This window comes from Acidihalobacter sp. (assembly GCF_037381185.1).
Classification (GTDB): Bacteria; Pseudomonadota; Gammaproteobacteria; order DSM-5130; family Acidihalobacteraceae; genus Acidihalobacter_A.
This window is the reverse complement of the sequence record NZ_JARRQY010000047.1, coordinates 14,420-36,904: the sequence shown is the minus strand read 5'-3', so window position 1 is coordinate 36,904 and position 22,485 is coordinate 14,420. Positions and strand designations below refer to the sequence as shown.

Genomic DNA, 22,485 nt, shown 5'->3' with positions numbered 1-22,485 from the left:
ATTTGTTTGCCACGTTTCGTTGCGTTCCCTGTAAACCGTCGTGCCTTTTCTCAGTGTACTCAAACTGATCTTGCGTCTGTGTCTGTTGCGCGCTGGTCCGCAGGACCTGCCGGCTTCCTACGGCTGGCTGGCCGCCAGCATCGGCGGTTACACGCTGCTCAGCGTGTTCAATGTGCTGCCGCTGTACAGCTGGGGAAATGCGCTGGCCCAGGCCGTGGTCGAGACCAGCGTGCTGGCGGCTTGGATCTACGGCGCTCTGATACTGGCGCACCACCCGGGCAGACTGGTCCAGACTTTGACGGCGGTGGCGGCGGCCGGCACGGTCATGGGTATATTGTTGACACCACAGGTCTACGCCTTGTTCCGTGCCGAGGCGAATGGAATCTCCGCGCCCTTCACTTCTTTCTCCTATCTGCTGACGGTCGGCTGGACACTTGCCGTGTTCGGGCGCATCTTCCAGCATGCGCTGGATCTGCGCCAGGCCTGGCTCGGTGTCATGGTCGCGTTGGCACTGGTGTTGACGTCCTCATTGCTGATCATCGGCATCTTCGGTGGTATGGCGGGATAATCAGATATGCATATTCATATTCTCGGCATCGGCGGCACCTTCATGGGCGGCATCGCGCAGCTCGCCAAGGCCGCGGGGCATGAGGTCTCCGGCAGCGACGCGCAGCTCTATCCGCCGATGAGCACGCAACTCGAGGCCGCCGGCATCGCCGTGCACAGCGGCTACGATCCCGCGCAGCTCGAGCCGGCGCCGGATCAGGTCGTAGTCGGCAACGTCATGCGCCGTGGTCTGCCTGTGGTGGAGGCTCTGCTCGAGAGCGGTCTGGACTACGCCTCGGGGCCGCAATGGCTGGCCGAGCACGTGCTGCGCGGGCGTTGGGTGCTGGCGGTGGCGGGCACGCACGGCAAAACCACCACCAGTAGTCTGCTTGCGCACATCCTGCAGCAGGCCGGGCTGGAGCCGGGGTTTCTGATCGGCGGCGTCCCGGCGGATTTCGGCGTGTCCGCGCGGCTGACCGACAGCCCGTTCTTCGTGGTCGAAGCCGACGAGTACGATACCGCCTTTTTCGACAAGCGCTCCAAGTTCGTTCACTACCGGCCGCGAACCCTGGTGCTGAACAATCTCGAATTCGACCACGCGGACATCTTCCCTGATCTGGCCGCAATCCAGCGTCAGTTCCACCATCTGGTGCGTACCGTGCCCGGCGGCGGCCTGATCGTGCGCCGCGGCGACGATTCGGCGCTGGACGAAGTGCTCGCGATGGGCTGCTGGACGCCGGTCGAGGACTTCACGCTGGACGGCGGAAACGGCTGGAGCGCGAAACTGCTCGCCGAGGACGGAAGCCGTTTCCAGGTGCTGCACGACGGCCGGCCGCAGGGGGAGGTCGAATGGCAGATGCTGGGGCGTCACAATGTATCCAATGCGCTGGCTGCGCTGCTGGCCGCGCGCCACGCCGGGGTCCCGCTGGCAGCGGGGCTGGAGGCGGTGGCGTCCTTTCGCGGCGTGGCGCGGCGGCTGCAGGCGCTCGGCGAGGTCGGCGGCGTCGCGCTGTACGACGATTTCGCTCATCACCCCACCGCCATCGCCACGACGCTGCAGGGACTGCGGGCACGTCAGTCGCAGGCACGCCTGATCGCCGTGCTGGAGCCGCGTTCGAACACCATGCGTATGGGCGTGCATCGTGCGCGTCTCGCTTCTTCGCTGGATGGCGCCGACCGTGTGTTCCTGTTCCAGCCCCCGGATCTCGACTGGCCTTTGGACGAGGTGGCCCGCGAACTGCCGGGCCGTGCCAGCGTAGACGCCGATCTTGACGCGCTCGAGGCGGCGCTGCTCGAGGAGCTGCGCCCCGGCGATCATGTGGTGTTCATGAGCAACGGCAGTTTCGGCGGCTTGCCGAAGCGGGTGCGGGATGCGCTGCTCGAGCGCAGCGGGGAACCGGCATGAGCGGGGCGCGGCGTACCGTTGCCCTCGCCCTGACCGGTGCTTCCGGCGTGCAGTACGGCTTACGCCTGCTCGAATGTCTGATCAAGGCCGATGTGCACGTATACCTGATGCTGTCGCAGCCGGCGAGGGTGGTTATCGGCATGGAGACCGATCTCAGCCTGCCCGGCCGCCAGGCCGAGTCTGAGCGTGTGCTGGGCGAGTTGTATGGCGCTGCGCCCAGGCAGTTGGAGGTGTTCGGGGAACAGCAGTGGACGGCGCCGGTCGCCAGCGGTTCGGCGCCGGCCGAAGCCATGGTGATCTGTCCCTGTACGACCGGTACGCTTTCCTCCGTCGCCGTCGGTGCGTCGCGCTCGCTGATCGAACGCGCGGCGGACGTGACCCTGAAGGAGCGGCGCAAGCTGATCGTCGTGCTGCGCGAAACGCCGCTGTCCGAAATCCACCTGGAGAACATGCTGCGACTCACGCGCATGGGGGCGGTGATGATGCCCGCCAATCCCGGTTTCTATCATCGGCCGCAGAGCGTGGAGGACCTGATCGACTTCATGGTCGCGCGCGTCCTCGACCACCTGGATGTACCGCACCAGCTGATGCCTCGCTGGGGTGTAGAGGAACTGCCGGAGTGAACAAGCCGGCGGAACGCGGCGTGCGTCTTCCTCTGTTTCCACTGCACAGCGCGCTGCTGCCGGGTGGGTTGCTGCCGCTGCGCATCTTCGAGACACGCTACCTGGACATGGTGCGAGACTGCCTGCGCGGCGGCGACGGTTTCGGCGTGTGTCTGATCGAATCGGGCAACGAGGTGGGGGCGACGCCGAGCATCCACAAGGTTGGTACCCTGGCGCGCATCGTCGACTGGGACCAGCGCCCCGACGGCCTGCTGGGCATCGTGGCCAGTGGCGAACGCCGTTTTCGCGTGTGTGCGCAGGAGACCGGGCGGAACGGTTTGCTTCATGCCGAGGTCGAATGGCTTGAGGATGCGGCGCTGGCCGAGACGCTGGAGTTGCCGCAAGAGTATCGTGAGCTGGGCGAGTTGTTGCGGCGCCTGGTCAGGGAACTGGGGGCACCGTTCACGCTGTTCCCCGAGGAACGTTACGGACATGCCGGATGGGTCGCCGACCGGCTGACTGAACTGCTGCCGCTGGCGCCCGCCCTGAAGCAGGCCCTGGTCGAACTCGACGACGCCATGCAGCGGCTGCAGAGGGTGGGCGAACTGCTGCGCAGCGGCCGGTTTTCCTGACTTTGGCCGTTGATTTGGTCGGTCATCCAAGTTCGTGTATTATAATTTTCTAATATTAACCGCCGCAAGGCAGGAGGCCATGATGGCTGCTGTGGAATTGAACGAAGAGAACTTCGAACAGACGGTGCGCGACAACGACATCGTCGTCGTCGATTTCTGGGCGACGTGGTGCGCGCCCTGCCGCGCGTTCGCGCCGACCTTCGAGGCTGCTTCCGAAAACCATACGGACATCGTTTTCGGCAAGGTCAACACGGAAGAGGCGCAGGGACTGGCTGCCGCGTTCCAGATCCGCTCGATCCCGACGCTGATGATCTTCCGTGAACAGGTGATCCTGTTCTCGCAGCCGGGCATGCTGTCGCCGCCGCAGCTGGAAGAGGTGATCGGCAAGGTGCGGGAACTCGATATGGCGGAGGTTCATGAGGATATCCGCAAGCAGCAGGCCGAGGCCCAGCAGGCACAATCCTCCTGAAGACCGTTGCGGCCGGGCGGGCGGTTCGTCCCGGCCGCATATTTCTCCGATGGTCCGTTTTCGACTAACCGGCCAACGCGACTTTCCCTTCGCTCGGATTACCGCTCAGGCGCGTCAGTGCGTTGCCCTGTTCATCGAACAGATGGCACAGTGCGGCGCGGACGGCGAGGTCCGGCCGCTCCCCGTGTTCGACCGCTGCGTGCCCTGAGGCTTTGATTTCCACCTCAAGGCCTTCGCCCAATTGGGCGTGAATGAGCTTTTCGCCGCCGAGATGTTCGATGACCTTTACCTCGGCCGCCAGCGTGATATCGGCCGCCCCGTCCACGCCGCGCTCCACGCCGAGATGCTCCGGACGTACGCCCAAAGTCACTTCGCCGCCGCTTGTCAGCGAGCTGCCGTCCACCGGCACGGTCAGCCTGACGTCCCCGGTAAGCGTCACCGTGACGCCGTCGGCGTCGATCGCGTCGATGCGTGTCTTGATGAAGTTCATTTTGGGTGAGCCGATGAAGCCGGCAACGAAGAGGTTGCGTGGCGTTTCGTAGAGTTCGAGCGGTGTGCCCAGCTGCTCGAGATGCCCCTGGTTGATCACCGCGATGCGGTCGGCCATGGTCATGGCTTCGATCTGGTCGTGTGTAACGTAGACCATGGTGGCGTCGAGGCGCTGGTGCAGTTTGATGATCTCCAGGCGCATCTGCACACGCAGCGCCGCGTCCAGATTCGATAGCGGTTCGTCGAACAGAAACACCTTGGGATCGCGTACGATGGCCCGCCCGATGGCTACGCGCTGGCGCTGTCCGCCCGACAGCGCGGCCGGTTTCCTGTCCAGCAGGTGGCCGATCTGCAGGATTTCGGCAGCGGTGCGTACGGCTTCGTCGATCTGTGCCTGAGGCGTTTTCGCGAGCTTGAGGGCGAAGGTGATGTTGTCGCGCACGCTCATGTGCGGGTAGAGCGCGTAGGACTGAAAGACCATGGCGACCCCGCGCTTGCTGGGGGGGACGTCGGTGACGTCCTGATCGCCGATGATCACCTGGCCTGAAGTGGGTTCCTCGAGGCCGGCGATGGTGCGCATCAGTGTGGTCTTGCCGCAGCCCGAGGGGCCGACGAAGACCATGAATTCGCGGTCGGCGATGTCGATGTTGATGTTCTCGAGAACGGTTTGTTCGCCGTAGCGCTTTTCGATGTTGGCGAGTCTGATCTCTGCCATGGCGGTTTCCTCCGGTTCGCCGGGCGCAGCCGGGCAAAGCCCGGCCACGCGGCGGGGTTTCTGCTTACCAGGCCGTGTATCCGCCATCGACGATGAGGTTGCTGCCGGTGGCGAAGCTGGCGGCGTCGCTGGCGAGATACCAGACCGCATTGGCGATTTCGACGGGTTCGCCGACGCGTGCCATGGGAGTCATTTCCAGCCAGGTCTTTTTCCATTCCGGCGTGTTCATGCCGAGCTTGGTCATCTCGGTGCCGATATAGCCCGGCGAAACGGCGTTGACGCGCACGCCGCGATCGGCCCATTCGGCCGCCAGGGACTGCGTGAGCATGATTACGCCGGCCTTGCTGGTGTTGTAGTGGGACTGCGGTTGCGGCTTGTTGGCGATCACGCCCGACATGGAGGCGATGTTGACGATCGAGCCGCTGTTGCGTGCGAGCATGCGCCTCCCGATTGCCTGGCAGCACCAGAACACCCCGTTCAGGTTGATGTCGATGACCTGCAGCCATTCCTCCGGGCTCAGCTCCTCGGAGGGTTTGTTGAAGGCGATGCCGGCGCAGTTGACCAGGATGTCGATCTCGCCGAGTTGCTTGCGGGTCGCCTCCTCGATGGCGGTCACGCTGTCTGGTTCACGTACGTCGACGGTCAAGGCCACCGCGCGCCGGCCGGTGGCCTTGACGTCGAACGCAGTGCGTTCAGCATTGGCAGCGTTGCTGTCGGCAACCGCCATGTCCGCGCCGGCATTGGCGAGCGTCATCGCGATCGCACTGCCGATGCCGCCGCCGGCGCCGGTCACCAGCGCAACCTTGCCGCTCAGGTCGAATGGGTTGTTGTTCATGTTTCCTCCTTGATTGCGTGTTATTTGACGGCGCCGAACGTCAGTCCGCGTACCAGTTGCCGTTGGGTGAACCAGCCGGCGATCAGGATGGGCAGTACCGCCAGCGTCGAGCCGGCGGCCATGTTGGCCCAGAACTGACCACGGGAACTCTTGAATCCGGATACGAACACGGACAGCGTGGCGCCGTGGACGTTGGTCAGATTGATGGCCCAGAACGCTTCGTTCCATGCCAGTACGATGGCCAGCAGCGCTGTCGAGAGCAGTCCTGGCATGGTCAGGGGAATGACGATGCGGACGATTTCCACCAGCATCGATGCGCCGTCGGTACGCGCCGCTTCAAGGATCTCCTTGGGCAGATCCTTGAAGTAGGTGTACAGCAGCCAGATCACGATAGGCAGATTCATGGCGGCGTAGATGAAGACCAGCCCGAAGACGTTGTCCAGCAGATGCAGGCGGTTGTAGACGACGTAGATTGGTACCAGAACGCCCACCGCGGGCAGCATTTTCGTGGACAGTATCCACAGCAGGGTGAAGTCGGTGCGCCGGGTGCGGTGGAACACCATCGAATAGGCTGCCGGGATGCCCAGCAGCAGGCAGATCAGGGTGGAGACCACGGAACTGATCAATGAGTTGCCGATGTAGTGCAGGTAGTTGTTGTTGACGATCGCGTCGATGTAGCTGTGCAGCGTCGGCGTGAAAAAGAACACGGGATGCAGGGCGGAGGCCAGGGTGTTGGTCTTGAACGAGGTCAGTACTAGCCAGAATATGGGGAAAAACATCAGGAAACAGACCAGATAGGCCAGGATGTTGATGCCGATCTTCTGCTTGAGCGATAGGCGGTTCATGTCAGGCATCCTCCCTGATGTTCCGGTTGATCATGCGCACCAGGAAGATGGCGACGATGTTGGCCAGAATGACGGCGAAGATGGCTGCCGCCGAGGCGCCGCCGACCTCCCATTGCGAGAAGGCCTGCAGGTAGATGTAGTAAGGCATGTTGGTGGTAGCGACGCCGGGGCCGCCGGAGGTCGTCACGTAGATCTGCCCGAAGATGGCCAGGAAAAAGATGGTCTCGAGCATCACGATGGCGTACAGCGAACGGCCAAGATGGGGCAGGGTGATGTAGCGGAAGGTCTTCCAGGCGCCGGCGCCGTCGAGGTTGGCGGCTTCCTTGATGTCGTCGGGGACTCCCTGCAGGAGGCCGAAGGTCGGGTTCATCATCAGATCCTTCCAGATGAGACCGGTGACCACCGGCATGACGAAAAACGGTGAGGCTGCGAACGTGCGGACCACGTTTTTGCCGATCACGCAGTCGTTGTTGTAGAGCAGAGCAAAGACCAGGCCGAGCACGATCGTGAGGATCAGCGTGCTACCGACCAGGACCAGGGTGTTGGAAAGCGAGGCGAGGAAATTCGGGTCGGTCAGGATGTTGATGTAGTTGCTCCAGCCCGCAAATCCCTTGATGTACGGCTGGATCAGGTTGTAGCGCCGAAACGAGTAGTAGATCGTCATCCCCAGGGGGATGATCATCCACACGAACAGGTATATGGTCGCCGGCCCGACCAGCCACAGGCTGCGCAACGATTTGCCACGTGCTTTTCGACCGGAGCCGAGTCCGTCGTTTCCGGGGATCGGCATCGTGGTATTGGAAATTGTCGTGTTCACCGCATTGACCTCCAACGTGATGTCCCGTCGCCTGGCGATCGGAGCGCTCCGGCACTGCGGGGCTCCATCGGTGGTTGTTTACAGTCCGCCCCAGGCAGCGGTTCTACCGACGACGCCATGTGCGAATCCGTACGGCTCGCGCCGTCGTCGGCAGTGTTCAGCTCATCCAGTTGCCGCCGTCGACGTTCAGCGTCTGCGCGACGACGTACTCGGATTCATCGCTGGCCAGGAATACGGCTGGGCCGACGTAGTCGGATACCCGACCCATACGGCCGTAGGGCACCGCCTCGCCGACCAGGCGTTTCTTCTCGCCGATTCCGCGGTTCTCGTAGCGGGCGAACAGGGCATCGACGGTATCCCACATGGGTGTGTCGACCACTCCGGGGGCGATTGCGTTGACGTTGATTCCGCGTCGGGCGAAGGCCAGTCCGGCGGATTGGGTGATGCTGATGACCGCGGCCTTGCTGGCGCAGTAGGCGGACACGAGTGGTTCTCCACGCCGCCCGGCTTGGCTGGACATGTTGATGATGCGTCCGCCCTTGCCGTTTTCCAGCATCTGCTTCGCCACCGCCTGCATCATGAAAAACAGGCCTTCCACGTTCACCGCCATGATCCTGCGGAAGGATTCGCGGGTGACCTCCTCGATCGGTGCGAGGTCGAAGATCGCAGCATTGTTGACCAGGATGTCGATACGTCCGAATTCGGCGACAGCGCCTCCTACGACCCGGTCGATCGATGATTGCTCGGTCACGTTCAGATGCATCGCGCGGGCTCTGTCGCCGATTTCGCCGGCGGCCTGTTCGGCGGCATCCAGGTTGATGTCGGCGATGATCACGTGCGCGCCTTCGGCGGCGTAGCCTTGCGAGATGGCGAGTCCGATGCCCTGGGCGCCGCCTGTGACGAGAGCGACTTTATCCTTCAAGCGCATGATGGTTGCCTCGGTTTCATGCCGCGGATGCAGTCCTGCTTCAGGTGATCGATAGGAACGGGGAGCAGGAAACTGCGCCGGATTGCGCCGCTGCCGGCAGTGGGGACGGGCCGTGCGGTCCGTCCCCACGCGAAGGGTCAGTGGCGGCTCATGGCCTTACTTGAGATAGCCGGACTGCTTCATGACGTTCGTCACGTAGGACTGGGAGCGTTGCAGCGTCTGATTCACGCTCATTTGTCCGGCCAGGGCCGCGGCGATGTTCTGCCCGACCTGCGTTCCCAGCGCCTGGAACTGCGGAATGCTGACGAACTGCACGCCGGTGTAGGGCACGGGCTCTAGCGTCGGGTTGTTCGGATCGGCCTGATTGATGGCCTTCAGAACGATGCCGGCGTAGGGGGCAGCCGCCTTGTATTTCGGATTCTCATAGGTCGAGTAGCGGGTTCCCGGCGGCAGGTTGACCCAGCCCTGCGTCTTGCCGACCAGATCGATGTACTGCCTGGAGGTGGCCCATTCGATGAAGGTGCGCGCCGCCTGCATGTTCCTCGTATCCTTCGGGATGGCCAGCGCCCAGGTCCAGAACCAGTGGGATCCGCGCACCGTCTTGGCGATCGGGGCCTGCACGAAGCCGACGTCCTTTGCGACTTTCGAGGTCTTGGGATCGGACAGGTAGCCCGCGGCGACGGTGGCGTCGATCCACATTGCGCAGTGGCCGTTGGCGAACAGGTTCTCGTTTTCCACGAAGCCGTTGGAGGTCGCGCCGCTGGGGCCGTACTTGGTGAGCAGGGTGAGATACATGTTGAGGGCGTTGTGCCAGGCCGGCGTGTTGAGCTGCGGTTGCCACTTCATGTTGAACCAGCGCCCGCCGTAGGTGTTCACCATGGTGTCGAACAAGGCCATGTTCTCGCCCCAGCCCGGCATGCCGCGCAGGCAGATGCCGTTCACGTTGTTTGCCGGATCGTTGAGTTTCTTGGCGAACTGCTCGACCTGACTCCATGTGGGGCGCTCCGGCATGGTCAGACCGGCCTTCCTGAACAGATCCTTGCGGTAATAGGTGAAGGACGACTCGGCATAGAACGGCAGGGCATAGAGTTCGCCCTTGTAGGACAGCGCCTGCCGGACCGGCTTCATCACGTCCTTGAGGTCGTAGGACTTGGGCAGATTGTTGAGCGGAGCGATCCAGCCGTTCTGGGCCCAGATCGGAGTGGAATAGGCGCCGAGGGTGACGATGTCGTAGCTGCCGGCCTGCTGCGAGATGTCCAGTGTTACCTTCTGGCGCAGCTCGTTTTCCGGCATGACATCCCAGTGCACCTTGATGTTGGGATGGGTCTTTTCGAATTCCGGTGTGAGGCTTTTCATCACGACCATCTGCGGATTGTTGACGGTCGCGATGGTGATCTGCGTCTGCGCCTGGGCGTACAGCGGGGCGCACGCGCACAATGCGAGAGTGGCTATTGCTAGTCGCTTCATGTCTTTCTCCTCCTCATGTTGCTCGCTAGAGCTATTGGCCGTTCGTGCCGGCCTTTATCGAATCAATCCATTAGTTTCGTCGAGATTTTGAGTCTCCTGCGCCAAAATGGCCACGTGGCCATTTTAATTAGCAGTCGATATTTGATGTGTCAAGTCGACAGGGGAGAATTGTTTTATCCGGTGCGTGGACGATCGCTGCGCGGATGATCTTGTAAACTCTCGGCTGTGAGGGGTTTGGATAAACCGATCAACCGGATCAGGTATCATGCCTACAATCAATGACGTAGCTGCTCTGGCAGGTGTCTCGGCCACGACCGCCAAGCGCGTACTGCGCGAGCCCGAGCGTGTCGCGCCGGCCACGCAGGAGCGCGTGCAAAAGGCGATCGACGAATTGCACTACGTGCCGGACGAGCGTGCGGGAGCGTTGCGCCGGGGACGCAACCGCTCGGTCGGACTGGTTCTCGCCAGCGTCGTCGAACCCTTTTTCGCTTCGCTCATGCGAGTGGTCTCGCACACGCTGCGCCAGCACGGTTATACGGTGCTGGTCGCCGAAAGCGAATACGAAGCGGAACTGGAGCTGCAAAGCCTCAAGCTGTTTCACGGGAACCGGGTCAGCGGCCTGATCATCCGTCCCGGCTACGGTAGTCCGAATCTCGATTACCTGCTGCGCATGCGCGATCATGGCACGCATATCGTCGAGATTGACTATCACTATCCCGATAGCCCCTTCAGTTGGATCATGCTGGACAATGCCCGCTGCGTTCGCGAAGGCGTGCGCCACCTCTACGACATGGGACACCGGCGTATCGCGGCGCTGGGCAGCTACGATCCCGTCATCAATCCGGAGGATCGTTCGCGTACCTTCCCTCTGGCCATGCAGGAGCTGGGCCTGGAGGTTCCGGACGAATATCGTAGGGTGATACGCCTGACGGAGGACGATGCCTACCGGCTCACCCACGATCTCATGCGTCTGGACCGCCCGCCCACGGCGCTGTTCGGGTTTAACGGCAGCGGTACCCTGGGCGCCTTCCGTGCGCTGCAGGAACTGGGGCTGCGTATTCCGCAGGACGTGTCCCTGCTGAGCTTCGACGACTACACCTGGATGCAGGTCGTGCGGCCGCAGATCGACGTGTTCTCGCAGCCGGTCGACGATATGGGGCGCCTGGCGGCGCGTCTGGTCGTATCGGAGGTGGAGCAGGGCGGGGAGCCCCAGATCAAGCACAACGTATTTCCGGGAGAACTGCTCAAGCGTGGGAGTTGTGCCGCACCCCGGGACTAGGGATTCGTTTCGATGGAAATTCCATCGGGATGCGGCGGCTTTGTTTTCGGGGATTTTCATGCAGCCAGCCATCCCCCGCTCTACCGCATCATTCAGTTTCGAGATGAACCACTCGTATATTTCCGGGTTCTCGTTTTCTATGAACTGGTGCATTTTCAGAACCCGGCCCTGACTTATCCTGTTTTCTCTCCAGGCAAGGCCCTCGCTGGCGAGGTCGAGTTGCGTGTGTTTTTGATCGTGGGGGTTGACCGGGGTTCCATGATTGACAGTGACGTTAACGTCAACTAGATTCCCTTCACGTGTATTAATGTCGCATCGCCGTCCAGGCGGGCGGGCTGCTGTTCCCCTTCGCGGGATGGAGGGACGCTGCGTCGGCCAGGGCGGGAAGCGGTGCGTTTTGTCGAGGAGCCGCTGCATGCCGCTATACCAAGCGCCGATCCGGGACATGCTGTTCGCCTACTACGAACTCCATCAGGGTGAGAGTCTGCGAACGCTGTCGGGTTTCGAGGAACTGGATCGGGAGACAGTCACCGCGATTCTGGAAGAGGCGGGGCGCTTCGTCGGCGAACGTCTGCTGCCGATCAACCGCAGCGGCGACGAGGTGGGCTGTCTCTGGCAGGAGGGCCGGGTCATTACCCCGGCGGGGTTCAAGGAAGCCTACCGCGATTTCGTGGAGGCGGGGTGGAACAGTATGGCTCTCGACACCGACTACGGTGGGCAGGGCTTGCCGAAAACCCTGCACATGCTTGTCGACGAGATGATCTGTGCCTGCAACCTTTCCTTCAGCCTTTATCCGGGCCTCACCAACGGCGCCTGGGAAGCTCTGGACAGTTATGCGGCTCCGGAGTTGAAGGAACTCTATTTCCCGCGCATGGCATCGGGTGAATGGAGTGGCGCGATGTGTCTCACCGAGCCGCACTGCGGCACCGATCTCGGCCTGTTGCGCACCCGTGCGGAGCCCTCGGGCGACGGCAGCTATCGCATCACCGGGACCAAGATATTCATCACCGCGGGCGAACACGACCTGACCGAGAACATCGTGCATCTGGTGCTGGCGCACACGCCGGACGCGCCTGCGGGCATCAAGGGCATCAGCATGTTCGTGGTGCCCAAGATTCTGCCCGATGGCGAGGGCGGTTTGGGTGAACCCAACAACGTCGCCTGCGGTGCCATCGAACACAAGATGGGCATCAAGGCGTCCGCCACCTGCGTGATGAATTTCGATGGCGCACGTGGCTGGTTGGTCGGCGAGGCGAACAAGGGCATGCGGGCCATGTTCAAGATGATGAACATCGAGCGCCTGGCCGTCGGTACCCAGGGGCTGGGCATCGCCGAGGCGGCGTATCAGAACGCCGTTGCCTATGCCCAGGAACGTTTGCAGGGGCGCTCGCCGATGGCCGGGCAGCGCACGGATGCGCCGGCGGATCCGCTCACCGTCCATCCGGACATACGCCGAATACTGCTCACCATGCGCGCGCTGACCGAAGGTTGCCGGGCGCTTGCCGTCTGGGTGGCGCAGCTGATCGACCAAGCCGCTGGTTGCTCCGATCCTGAGGAACGGGAGCGGGCCGAAGAGTTGGTCGCCCTGCTTACGCCGGTGGTCAAGGCCTACTTCACCGATACCGGCTTCGAGGTGGCGAACCTCGGCATGCAGGTCTATGGCGGTCACGGCTACATCCGTGAGCACGGCATGGAACAACTGGTGCGCGATGCCCGCATCGGCCAGATCTACGAGGGCACCAACGGGGTGCAGGCGATGGATCTGGCGGGGCGCAAGCTGCCGATGGCGGGCGGTGCCTTGATCGAACGCTTTCTGGAGCCCGTGAGGGCCTATCTGCGGGCCAGGGAGGGGGATGCGCATCTGGCGGAATTCACTGTTCCCCTGGCGGAAGCCGCCGACCGGCTGGACAGCGCGGCGCGGACCCTCCTGCAGCGTTCCGCGGCGGAGCCGGCGGAGATCGGCGCCGGCGCCGTGGATTTCCTGCAGCTGTTCGGCCTGACCGCCCTGGCTTACATGTGGGCGCGCACGGCCGAAATCGGGCTGAGCCGGGGTGATGGAGACGAAGCCGTGTTCTACGCCGCCAAGATCAGAACGGCACGCTTTTTCATGCGGCGCGTTCTGCCGCGCGCCGAGGCCCATTACCGGGCGGTCGATGCCGGCGGCGAGTGCCTGATGGATTTCGACGACCGGGCATGGTCACAAAGATGACGAGGAAGGGCGAATGAAGATTCTGGTTTGCGCAAAACGCGTGGTCGACGCCAACGTGAAGATCAGCGTCAAGGCTGACGGCAGCGGCGTCGATCTGGCCAATCTCAAGATGGCCATGAACCCGTTCGACGAGATCGCCGTGGAAGAGGCGGTGCGCCTGCGCGAGGCGGGCGCCGCCGACGAGAGCGTGGTGGTCTCCCTGGGGACCAGCGCCAGTCAGGAAACCTTGCGCACGGCCTTGGCCATGGGCATCGACCGGGCGGTTCTGGTGGAAAGCGAGCGGGACTTGCAGCCGCTGGCGGTGGCCAAGCTGCTGGCCGAGGTGGTCAAGCGGGAGCAGCCCGATCTGATCATCATGGGCAAGCAGGCGATCGACGACGACAACAACCAGACCGGTCAGATGCTGGCCGCGCTGCTGGGCTGGGGGCAGGGAACGTTCGCGTCCCGGGTGGTGCCGGCATCCGGCGAGGTGGAAGTGACCCGCGAGATCGACGGCGGGCTGGAAACCCTCGCGCTGGCGCTGCCTGCCGTGGTGACCGCGGACCTGCGCCTCAACGAGCCCCGTTACGTCAAGTTGCCCAACATCATGAAGGCGAAGAAGAAGCCGTTGGAGGTTATTGCCGCCGACGAACTGGGGGTCGATATCGAGCCCAGGCTGGAAGTGCTGAAGGTGGAGGAGCCGCCCAAACGCAGTGGCGGCGTCAAGGTGGCCGATGTGGCGGAACTGGTGGACAAGCTGCGCAACGAAGCGAGGGTACTCTGATGGGCGTTCTGGTCATTGCCGAACACGACGGCGGCTCGCTGGGTCCGGTGACCCGCAATACCGTTACCGCGGGCACCCGCCTCGGCGAGGTTACGGTGCTGGTGGCCGGCGAAGGCTGCCGCGGGGCCGCCGACGAGGCTGCCGCCCTGCGGGGTGTCGCACGGGTGCTGTTGTGCGACGACGCTGTCTGCGGCCAGTCCCTGGCCGAGCCGTTGGCCGCACTGCTCGCCGGCATCGGTCGGGAGTACAGCCATCTGTTGGCGCCGGCCACCACCTTCGGCAAGAACCTGATGCCGCGGGTGGCGGCGCTGCTCGATGTGGCCCAGATCTCGGAAGTCATCGAGGTGGTCGACGCCGATACCTTCAAGCGTCCCATCTATGCGGGCAACGCCATCGCCACCGTGCGCAGCGCGGATTCGACCAAGGTGATGACGGTGCGCGGTACCGCCTTCGAGCCTGCCGCTGCGGGTGATGCCGCGGCGCCGGTGGATGGCGTTCCACCGGTTGCGGCCAAGCCGGTTTCCCGCTTCGTCTCGCGCGACCTGACCCAGTCCGACCGTCCCGATCTCGCTGCCGCGCGGGTGGTGATTTCCGGTGGCCGCGGCCTGGGCAGCAAGGAGAATTTCGCCATCATCGAAGCGCTGGCCGACAAGTTGGGCGGTGCGGTGGGGGCGTCCCGGGCGGCGGTGGACGCCAGATTCGTTCCCAACGACTACCAGGTGGGTCAGACCGGTAAGATAGTGGCCCCGGAACTCTATATCGCGGTCGGCATTTCCGGCGCCATCCAGCATCTGGCGGGCATGAAGGAGAGCAAGGTGATCGTCGCCATCAACAAGGACGAGGATGCGCCTATCTTCGAGGTGGCCGATTACGGACTGGTGGCCGACCTGTTCGAAGCGGTGCCGGCGCTGACCGCCAGTTTGGAGTGATTCGGGGTTACCCGGACAACGGATACTGAGACCGATGGGGGAGCCGATGGAACGCGAAACCATGGAGTTCGATGTGGTGATCGTCGGTGGCGGACCGGCCGGTCTGTCCGCTGCGATCCGCCTGCGTCAACTGGCGCAGCAGCAGGAGCGGGAGCTTTCCGTCTGCGTGTTGGAGAAAGGCTCGGAAATCGGCGCCCATATCCTGTCCGGGGCGGTGTTCGAAACCCGCGCCCTGGATGAGCTGCTGCCCGATTGGCAGGCCCAGGGTGCGCCCCTGGATACGCCGGTAAGCGAAGACAGGGTGATGCTCTTCACCGGCCCGGAGAAGGCCATACGCATGCCCACGATGTTGGCCCCCCGTACCATGCACAACAGGGGCAACTACGTCGTCAGTCTGGGCAATCTCTGCCGCTGGCTGGGAGAGAAGGCGGAGGAGGCCGGCGCGGAGGTCTTCGCCGGCTATCCCGCAGCGGATCTGCTGATCGGCGAGTCGGGGCAGGTGGAAGGGGTCGTCACCGGCGACATGGGCCGAGGCAGGGACGGCGAGGAGAAAGCGGGCTTCGAGCCCGGCATCGAACTGCGTGGGCGCTACACGTTCTTTGCCGAAGGCTGTCGTGGCCATCTCGGCCGGCAGCTCATCGAGCGCTACGGCTTGGACGAGGGCTGCGATCCGCAGCACTATGGCCTGGGGCTAAAAGAGCTGTGGCAGGTGGAGCCGGGCAGGCACCAGCCGGGACTGGTGGTGCACGGCGCGGGTTGGCCGCTCTCCGAAAACGGCGCCAGCGGCGGCTCCTTCCTCTATCATGCCGGCGACGGCCAGGTGGTGGTGGGTCTGATCGTCGATCTCAACTACGCCAATCCCTATCTTTCCCCGTTCGAGGAATTCCAGCGTTTCAAGCGGCATCCGCAGATCCGCGGCATGCTGGAGGGCGGCAAGCGCCTGAGCTACGGCGCGCGCGCCATCGCCAAGGGTGGTTTGAATGCCCTGCCGCGCCAGCACTTTCCGGGCGGCCTGCTGCTGGGCTGCGATGCCGGCACCCTCAACTTCGCCAAGATCAAGGGCAGCCACACGGCCATGAAATCCGGCATGCTGGCTGCGGAGACGGTGTTCGAGGCCCTGGCGGGAGACGAGCCGGCCGATCGCGATCTCAGGGCCTATGCGACAGCGGTGCGCGGCTCGTGGCTCCACGAAGAACTCCATCGCAGCCGAAACTTCGGTCCGGCGCTGCATCGTTTCGGCATCATGGGCGGGGGCGCCTTCAACTTCGTCGAGCAGAATCTGTTCCGCGGCAAACTGCCGTTCACCCTGCACGACAGGACCACGGACCACGCCAGCCTGAAGCCCGCCGGCGAATGCCGGCCCATCGAATATCCCAAGCCCGACGGCGTCATCGGTTTCGATCGCCTGTCCTCCGTGTACGTCTCCAACACCGGCCACGAAGAGGATCAGCCCTGCCACCTGACGCTGAACGACGCGGATGTGCCGATTTCGCTCAATCTGGCCCGCTACGACTCGCCCGAGCAGCGCTATTGTCCGGCCGGGGTCTACGAGATCGTCCGTGACGGCGAGCCTCGTCTGCAGATCAATGCGGCGAACTGTCTCCACTGCAAGACCTGCGACATCAAGGATCCTTCGCAGAACATCGTCTGGCGCACGCCGGAGGGCGGCGGCGGGCCCAACTATCCCAACATGTGAAGACGTTGCACATGCGCGCGCCGTCGCCGTACGCGCTTGAGCGTACGTGCGGCAAGAGCGGAATTTTGACGCTAAGTGACTTATAGGTATTTAGATTGACGTTAACGTAAACCAAACCTATAGTGAACCCATGACATTTTCATCCGCATCCGCCGACCTCTATAGCGTGACCGAACTGGCCGAGGAGCTGGGCATCACCCCGCGCGCCATTCGTTTCTACGAAACCAAGGGTCTGATCAAGCCCCGTCGGGCCGGCACCACTCGCGTGTACACCTATCGCGACCGGGCGCGCATGCAGCTCATCCTGCGCGGCAAGCGCCTGGGGTTTTCGCTGGCGGACATCAAGGAGTATCTCGACATGTACGACGTCGATCCTTCCCGGGCCAAGCAGGTGAAGCTGCTGCTGGAGAAGGTCGACAGGCGTATCGGCGAGCTGGAGCAGCAGCGCGAGGATCTGGAGACCACGCTCGCCGAACTCGATGAGATGCGCCAGCAGTGCGTCGCCAAGGTCGAGGGCGCGACGCAGTGAATCGCGGCAAGGCCTGAGCCGCTTTCTTTGAAACCATCGACGAAATCATCCGGAGTGAGGCAATGAAGCGTGTCGTGATTGCTGCTTATGTACGTTCCCCCTTCACGTTCGCCAGCAAGGGCGAAATGGTGAAGGTGCGGCCCGACGATTTGGCCGCGCAGGTGATCAAGGCCCTGCTCACCAGGAGCGGGGTAGAGCCGGAAGATATCGAGGACCTGATTCTCGGCTGCGCCTTCCCCGAGGCCGAGCAGGGATTCAACATGGCGCGCCTGGTCGGTTTCCTGGCCGGTCTTCCCCAGTCGGTGGCCGGCACCACGGTGAACCGTTTCTGCGGCTCTTCCATGCAATCCATCCACATGGCGGCCGGCGCCATTGCGATGGGGGCGGGCGACGCTTTCATCGCGGCCGGGGTCGAATCCATGACCCGGGTGCCGATGACCGGTTTCAATCCGATGCCCAACCCGGCGCTGTACAAGGCGATGCCCGCCGCCTACATGGGCATGGGCGAGACTGCGGAGAACGTGGCCAGGAAGTACGATCTGGCCCGATCCGAGCAGGAGGAATTCGCGGTCCTCAGCCACACCAAGGCTGCAGCGGCGCGTGCCGAAGGCCGCTTGAGCGACGAGATCGTCGCCATCGATACCGGCAGGGGGCTGGTGGAGCACGACGGCTGCATCCGTCCCGACACCACGGCCGAGGGACTGGCCGGCCTCAAGCCGGCCTTCGCCGCGGACGGCTCGGTGACCGCAGGCACGTCCTCGCCGTTCACCGACGGTGCCAGCGCCACCTTGGTCTGCAGCGAGGAGTACGCGCAGGCGCACGGGCTGAAGCCCATCGCCGCGATCAGGAGCATCGCCGTGGCCGGCTGTGCCCCGGAGATCATGGGCATCGGCCCGGTGGCGGCGACGCGCAAGGCGCTCGAGCGCGCCGGTCTCCAGGCGGCTGACATGGACGTCATCGAACTCAACGAGGCTTTTGCCAGTCAGTCGCTCGCCTGCATCCGGGACCTGGGGCTGGATGCGGACAGGATCAATCTCGACGGCGGCGCCATCGCCCTGGGCCACCCGCTGGGCGCCAGCGGCGCGCGCATCACCGGCAAGGCCGCTTCGCTGCTGCAGCGCGAGGGTAAACAGTTCGCCCTCGCCACCCAGTGCATCGGCGGCGGTCAGGGCATCGCGACCGTTCTGGAGGCGCTGTGATGGAGATCAACAAGGTTGCCGTCATCGGCGCCGGCGTCATGGGCGCGGGGATCGCCGCGCACATGGCTAACGCCGGGGTGCCGGTGGTGTTGCTCGATATCGTGCCGGACGGGGCGAAGAACCGGAACGTCATCGCCGAAACCGCGCTGAAGAAGCTGCTCAAGGCCGATCCGGCGGCCTTCATGCACAAGCGCAACGCCAAGCTGGTGACGACCGGCAACATCGATGATCACCTCGAACTGCTGGCCGATTGCGACTGGATCATCGAGGCGGTGATCGAGCGCCTCGACATCAAGAAGTCGCTCTACCGCCGAATCGATGCCGTGCGCAAACCTGGCACCCCGGTCTCTTCCAACACCTCCAGCATCCCCCTGGATCGCCTGGTGGAGGGGATGCCGGAAGGTTTCGCCGAGGATTTCCTCATCACCCACTTTTTCAATCCGCCCCGCTACATGCGGCTGCTGGAGTTGGTCCGTGGAGCGAAGACCCGCGAGGAGGCGGTGGCCGGCCTGCGGGATTTCTGCGACCGCCGTCTGGGCAAGGGAGTCGTCGACTGCAAGGACACCCCCGGATTCGTCGCCAACCGCATTGGCATCTACTGGATCCAGACCGCCGTGCTGGAAGCTTTCCGCATGGGGGTTTCGGTGGAAGTGGCCGACGCCGTGATCGGCAAGCCGGTCGGCATTCCCAAGACCGGCGTGTTCGGCCTTTCCGATCTGGTGGGGCTCGACCTTATGCCGCATCTGATGCAGAGCATGAAGGCGACCCTGCCTGCAGGCGACGCCTTCTTCGAGGTGGCCGAGATTCCGCCGCTGCTCGAGCGCATGATTGCCGACGGTTACACCGGCCGTAAGGGCAAGGGCGGCTTCTACCGTATCAACCGCGAGGGTGGGGGCAAGGTCAAGGAAAGCATCGATCTGCAGACCGGCGAATATTCGACCTCGGTCAAGCCGGGCCTGGCGAGCGTCGGGGCCGCGAAACAGGGCGTGCGCGCGCTGCTGGAGCATCCCGACGAAGGCGGGCGCTATGCCTGGCGGGTATTGTCCAAGGTGTTGAGCTACGCCGCGGGGCTGGTACCGCAGATCCACGACGACATCCATGCGGTGGACGAGGCGATGCGCCTGGGCTACGCCTGGAAGTATGGTCCCTTCGAACTGATCGACCGCATCGGCGGTGCCTGGTTCGCCGAACGTCTGCGCGCCGAGGGCATGGCCGTGCCGCCGCTGCTCGAAGCGGCCGGCGACCGTCCCTTCTACCGCACCGAAAACGGTGTGCTGCAGTATTTCACCATCGGCGGCGAGTACCGCGAGCTGCCGCGCCCGGAAGGCGTCCTGCTGCTGGCCGACCTCAAGCGCGGCAGCAAGCCCCTGGCCCGGAATGCCTCCGCCGCGTTGTGGGACGTCGGCGACGGCGTCGCGTGTCTGGAGTTCACCTCGAAGATGAACACCATGGACCCGCAGATCATGGCCATGATCCGCAAGGCCACCGAATTGGTGCCGGCGCAGGGTTACAAGGCGCTGGTGATCTACAACGAAGGCACGAATTTCTCCGCGGGCGCCAATCTGGGGCTGCTGGCCTATGCCGCCAATCTGGCCATGTGGAACGAGGCCAGGGCCATGGTTAAGGAGGGGCAGGATACCTATCTGGGCCTCAAGTACGCGCCCTTCCCGGTGGTGGGTGCGCCCTCGGGCCTGGCGCTCGGCGGCGGCTGCGAAATCCTGCTCAACTGCGATGCCCTGCAGGCGCATGCCGAGACCTACGTGGGACTGGTGGAAGTCGGCGTCGGCGTCATTCCCGGCTGGGGCGGCTGCAAGGAGCTGCTGACCCGCTGGACGGTGAACAAGCGCCGCCCCGGCGGCCCCATGCCGCCGGTGATCAAGGCCTTCGAAACCATCAGCGTGGCGACCGTGGCCAAGAGCGCGGCCGAGGCCGGCGACTACCTGTTCCTGCGCGAAGGCGACGGCATCACCATGAACCGGGACCGCCTGCTGGCCGACGCCAAGGCGAAGGCGCTGTCGCTGGTGGACGGCTATGCGCCGCCCGAACCGGTGTCCCTCAATCTGCCCGGTCCCACCGCCCGCGTCACCATGGAAATGGGCGTGGACGGTTTCGCCAAGCTGGGCAAGGTGACTGCGCACGACAAGGTGGTGGCCGACGGCCTGATCGAGGTCCTCAGCGGCGGTGATACCGATATCACCGAATCCCTGTCCGAACAGGATGTGCTGGATCTGGAGCTGGAGCAGTTCATGCGCCTGGCCCGGCACCCGGACACCCTGGCGCGGATGGAACACATCCTGGAAACCGGCAAACCCCTGAGGAACTGAGCCATGGCCGAGTATCGTCCCCCCTTGAGGGATTTCCAGTTTATCTACCACGAACTGTTCGATCCGGCGCGAATTCAGGCCCTGCCGGGCTGCGAGGAATTCGACGGTGACCTGGTCGACGCCGTGGTGGAAGAGGCCGGCAAGTTCTTTTCCGAGGTGCTGCTGCCGTTGAACCGCAGCGGCGACGAGGAAGGTTGCCACCTCGAGGACGGCGAGGTGCACACCCCGACCGGATTCAAGGACGCCTACCGGCAGTTCGCCGAGGCGGGTTGGACCGGTTTCGCCTGCGCTCCCGAATACGGCGGCCAGGGCTTGCCCAATGCCGTCACCCTGCCGGTGCAGGAGATGCTCTGCGCCTGCAATCTGTCGTTCGGCATGTATCCCGGTCTTTCGCACGGCGCCTACAACGCCATCGAGGCGCACGGCGACGACGGGCTGAAGGCGCTCTATCTGCCCAAGCTGGTCGACGGTAGCTGGTCGGGCACCATGTGCCTCACCGAACCCCAGTGCGGAACCGATCTGGGGCTGATCCGGACCAAGGCCGCGCCGCAGGACGACGGCAGCTACAAACTGAGCGGAACGAAGATATTCATCAGCGCCGGCGAGCACGATCTGGCCGACAACATCGTCCATCTGGTGCTGGCTCGCCTGCCCGATGCGCCCGAGGGCATCAAGGGTATCAGCCTGTTCGTGGTGCCCAAGTTCCTGCCGGACGCCGACGGCGAAGCCGGTGAGCGCAACGGAGTCGTCTGCGGCGCGCTCGAACACAAGATGGGGATCAAGGCCTCGTCCACCTGCGTGATGAACTTCGACGATGCTACCGGCTGGCTGATCGGTGCGCCGAACAAGGGTATGCGTGCCATGTTCACGATGATGAACACGGCGCGCCTCGGCGTTGGCGTGCAGGGCATCGGTCTCGGCGACGCGGCCTATCAGGGCGCCGTGGCCTATGCCCGCGAACGCCTTCAGGGGCGCGCGCTGAAGGGCGCCAAGACGCCGGACAAGCCGGCCGATTCGCTGCTGGTCCATCCCGACGTGCGGCGCATGCTGCTGACCCAGCGCGCCTATGTGGAAGGTATTCGCGCCCTGGGCAGCTGGATCGCCGGCGAGATCGACGTCTACGAGCGTTCGACCGACGAGAAGGAGGCCCAGGCGGCGGAGGATCTGGTGGCGCTGCTGATCCCAGTGTTCAAGGCTTTCGGTACCGACGCCGGTTTCGAGTGCGCCAACCTGGGCGTGCAGGTCTTCGGCGGCCACGGCTACATCCGCGAGCATGGCATGGAGCAGTACGTGCGCGATGCGCGCATCACCCAGATCTACGAGGGCACCAACGGCATCCAGGCCCTCGATCTGGTGGGCCGCAAGCTGCCTGCGCACTTCGGCCGCTACATGCGCCGTTTCTTCCAGCCCGTGTCGGCTTATATCGAGGACCGCCAGGCGGACGAGCAGCTTGCCGAGTTCATCCAGCCGCTGGCCAAGGCTTTCGGCCGGCTGCAGCGCGCCAGCGCCTGGATAGCGCAATCCGGATTGGGCAACCCCGACGAGGCAGCCGCCGCTTCCAGCGACTATCTGCGCCTATTCGGCTTTACCGCGCTGGCCTACCTGTGGACGCGCATGGCCGAGATATCCCTGGCCAAGCGGGATGGAGAAGAGCGTCGGTTCTATCAGGCGAAGATCGATACGGCCCGCTTCTTCATGCAGCGTCTGCTGCCGCAGAGCGGCGGACTGTTTAGCGCGATCCTGGCCGGCGGCAAGCCCATGATGGCCTTCGACGACGAAGCCTTTTAGGAGTGCATGGAGAAGCGGT

Annotated in this window: 21 protein-coding genes; 15 read left to right on the top strand and 6 right to left on the bottom strand. The window is 63.9% G+C overall.

Features of this window, described 5'->3' with window-relative positions; genetic code table 11:
• Positions 1-40: 40 nt before the first annotated feature.
• From P8014_RS15510 to trxA, 5 genes are read left to right on the top strand one after another with little or no spacing between them, the layout of a single operon-like run.
• The gene (locus P8014_RS15510) at positions 41-568 is read left to right on the top strand and encodes a hypothetical protein (RefSeq protein ID WP_337818236.1); all 528 of its coding nucleotides are present in this window, start codon (positions 41-43) and stop codon (positions 566-568) included.
• Positions 569-574: 6 nt separating this feature from the next.
• Entirely contained in the window at positions 575-1,951 is a 1,377-nt protein-coding gene (gene mpl, locus P8014_RS15505) for a UDP-N-acetylmuramate:L-alanyl-gamma-D-glutamyl-meso-diaminopimelate ligase (RefSeq protein ID WP_337818235.1), read from the top strand.
• Entirely contained in the window at positions 1,948-2,574 is a 627-nt protein-coding gene (locus P8014_RS15500; protein WP_337818234.1) for a flavin prenyltransferase UbiX, read from the top strand. Before mpl ends, P8014_RS15500 begins: the two co-directional genes overlap by 4 nt.
• A complete protein-coding gene (locus tag P8014_RS15495) occupies positions 2,571-3,185 on the top strand; it encodes an LON peptidase substrate-binding domain-containing protein (protein ID WP_337818233.1) in 615 nt (204 codons plus the stop codon). The genes P8014_RS15500 and P8014_RS15495 overlap by 4 nt, the downstream gene beginning before the upstream one ends.
• Positions 3,186-3,237: 52 nt before the next feature.
• On the top strand, positions 3,238-3,654 hold the full coding sequence (gene trxA, locus P8014_RS15490) for a thioredoxin (RefSeq protein WP_337818243.1): 417 nt from the start codon (positions 3,238-3,240) through the stop codon (positions 3,652-3,654).
• A gap of 64 nt (positions 3,655-3,718) precedes the next feature.
• Here trxA and ugpC read toward each other — a convergent pair whose 3' ends face one another.
• From ugpC to P8014_RS15460, 6 genes are all read right to left on the bottom strand, one after another.
• Positions 3,719-4,858, bottom strand: a complete 1,140-nt coding sequence (gene ugpC, locus P8014_RS15485) for a sn-glycerol-3-phosphate ABC transporter ATP-binding protein UgpC (RefSeq protein ID WP_337818232.1) — start codon at positions 4,856-4,858, stop codon at positions 3,719-3,721.
• Between the two features lie 64 nt (positions 4,859-4,922).
• A complete protein-coding gene (locus P8014_RS15480; protein ID WP_337818231.1) occupies positions 4,923-5,693 on the bottom strand; it encodes a glucose 1-dehydrogenase in 771 nt (256 codons plus the stop codon).
• 20 nt (positions 5,694-5,713) lie between these two features.
• The gene (locus P8014_RS15475) at positions 5,714-6,538 is read right to left on the bottom strand and encodes a carbohydrate ABC transporter permease (protein ID WP_337818230.1); all 825 of its coding nucleotides are present in this window, start codon (positions 6,536-6,538) and stop codon (positions 5,714-5,716) included.
• Between the two features lies 1 nt (position 6,539).
• Positions 6,540-7,355 (bottom strand): sugar ABC transporter permease, encoded by an 816-nt coding sequence (locus P8014_RS15470; RefSeq protein ID WP_337818229.1) that lies wholly within the window; start codon positions 7,353-7,355, stop codon positions 6,540-6,542.
• A gap of 157 nt (positions 7,356-7,512) precedes the next feature.
• Positions 7,513-8,283: an L-iditol 2-dehydrogenase gene (locus P8014_RS15465; RefSeq protein WP_337818228.1), complete on the bottom strand. Its 771-nt coding sequence runs from the start codon at positions 8,281-8,283 to the stop codon at positions 7,513-7,515.
• 156 nt (positions 8,284-8,439) lie between these two features.
• The gene (locus tag P8014_RS15460; protein ID WP_337818227.1) at positions 8,440-9,750 is read right to left on the bottom strand and encodes a sugar ABC transporter substrate-binding protein; all 1,311 of its coding nucleotides are present in this window, start codon (positions 9,748-9,750) and stop codon (positions 8,440-8,442) included.
• Positions 9,751-10,015: 265 nt separating this feature from the next.
• Between P8014_RS15460 and P8014_RS15455 the strand changes: the two genes are divergently transcribed.
• The 10 genes from P8014_RS15455 (at position 10,016) to P8014_RS15410 (ending at position 22,466) form a co-directional block, all read left to right on the top strand.
• Complete coding sequence (locus P8014_RS15455; protein WP_337818226.1) at positions 10,016-11,029, top strand: LacI family DNA-binding transcriptional regulator; 1,014 nt, start codon at positions 10,016-10,018, stop codon at positions 11,027-11,029.
• A 12-nt stretch (positions 11,030-11,041) separates the two neighbouring features.
• The gene (locus P8014_RS15450) at positions 11,042-11,317 is read left to right on the top strand and encodes a hypothetical protein (RefSeq protein ID WP_337818225.1); all 276 of its coding nucleotides are present in this window, start codon (positions 11,042-11,044) and stop codon (positions 11,315-11,317) included.
• A gap of 127 nt (positions 11,318-11,444) precedes the next feature.
• Positions 11,445-13,238: an acyl-CoA dehydrogenase C-terminal domain-containing protein gene (locus tag P8014_RS15445; RefSeq protein WP_337818224.1), complete on the top strand. Its 1,794-nt coding sequence runs from the start codon at positions 11,445-11,447 to the stop codon at positions 13,236-13,238.
• Between the two features lie 13 nt (positions 13,239-13,251).
• Positions 13,252-14,001 carry an electron transfer flavoprotein subunit beta/FixA family protein gene (locus P8014_RS15440; protein ID WP_337818223.1) on the top strand — a complete coding sequence of 250 codons (750 nt, stop codon included), beginning with the start codon at positions 13,252-13,254 and terminating at the stop codon, positions 13,999-14,001.
• Entirely contained in the window at positions 14,001-14,930 is a 930-nt protein-coding gene (locus P8014_RS15435; protein WP_337818222.1) for an FAD-binding protein, read from the top strand. The genes P8014_RS15440 and P8014_RS15435 overlap by 1 nt, the downstream gene beginning before the upstream one ends.
• A gap of 46 nt (positions 14,931-14,976) precedes the next feature.
• Positions 14,977-16,626, top strand: coding sequence for an electron transfer flavoprotein-ubiquinone oxidoreductase (locus tag P8014_RS15430; RefSeq protein WP_337818221.1), 1,650 nt, complete (start codon positions 14,977-14,979; stop codon positions 16,624-16,626).
• A 130-nt stretch (positions 16,627-16,756) separates the two neighbouring features.
• Positions 16,757-17,155: a MerR family DNA-binding transcriptional regulator gene (locus P8014_RS15425; protein WP_337818220.1), complete on the top strand. Its 399-nt coding sequence runs from the start codon at positions 16,757-16,759 to the stop codon at positions 17,153-17,155.
• A 62-nt stretch (positions 17,156-17,217) separates the two neighbouring features.
• Positions 17,218-18,354, top strand: coding sequence for a thiolase family protein (locus P8014_RS15420; RefSeq protein WP_337818219.1), 1,137 nt, complete (start codon positions 17,218-17,220; stop codon positions 18,352-18,354).
• A complete protein-coding gene (locus P8014_RS15415) occupies positions 18,354-20,678 on the top strand; it encodes a 3-hydroxyacyl-CoA dehydrogenase NAD-binding domain-containing protein (RefSeq protein ID WP_337818218.1) in 2,325 nt (774 codons plus the stop codon). Before P8014_RS15420 ends, P8014_RS15415 begins: the two co-directional genes overlap by 1 nt.
• A gap of 3 nt (positions 20,679-20,681) precedes the next feature.
• Positions 20,682-22,466 (top strand): acyl-CoA dehydrogenase C-terminal domain-containing protein, encoded by a 1,785-nt coding sequence (locus P8014_RS15410; protein ID WP_337818217.1) that lies wholly within the window; start codon positions 20,682-20,684, stop codon positions 22,464-22,466.
• Positions 22,467-22,485 lie beyond the last annotated feature (19 nt).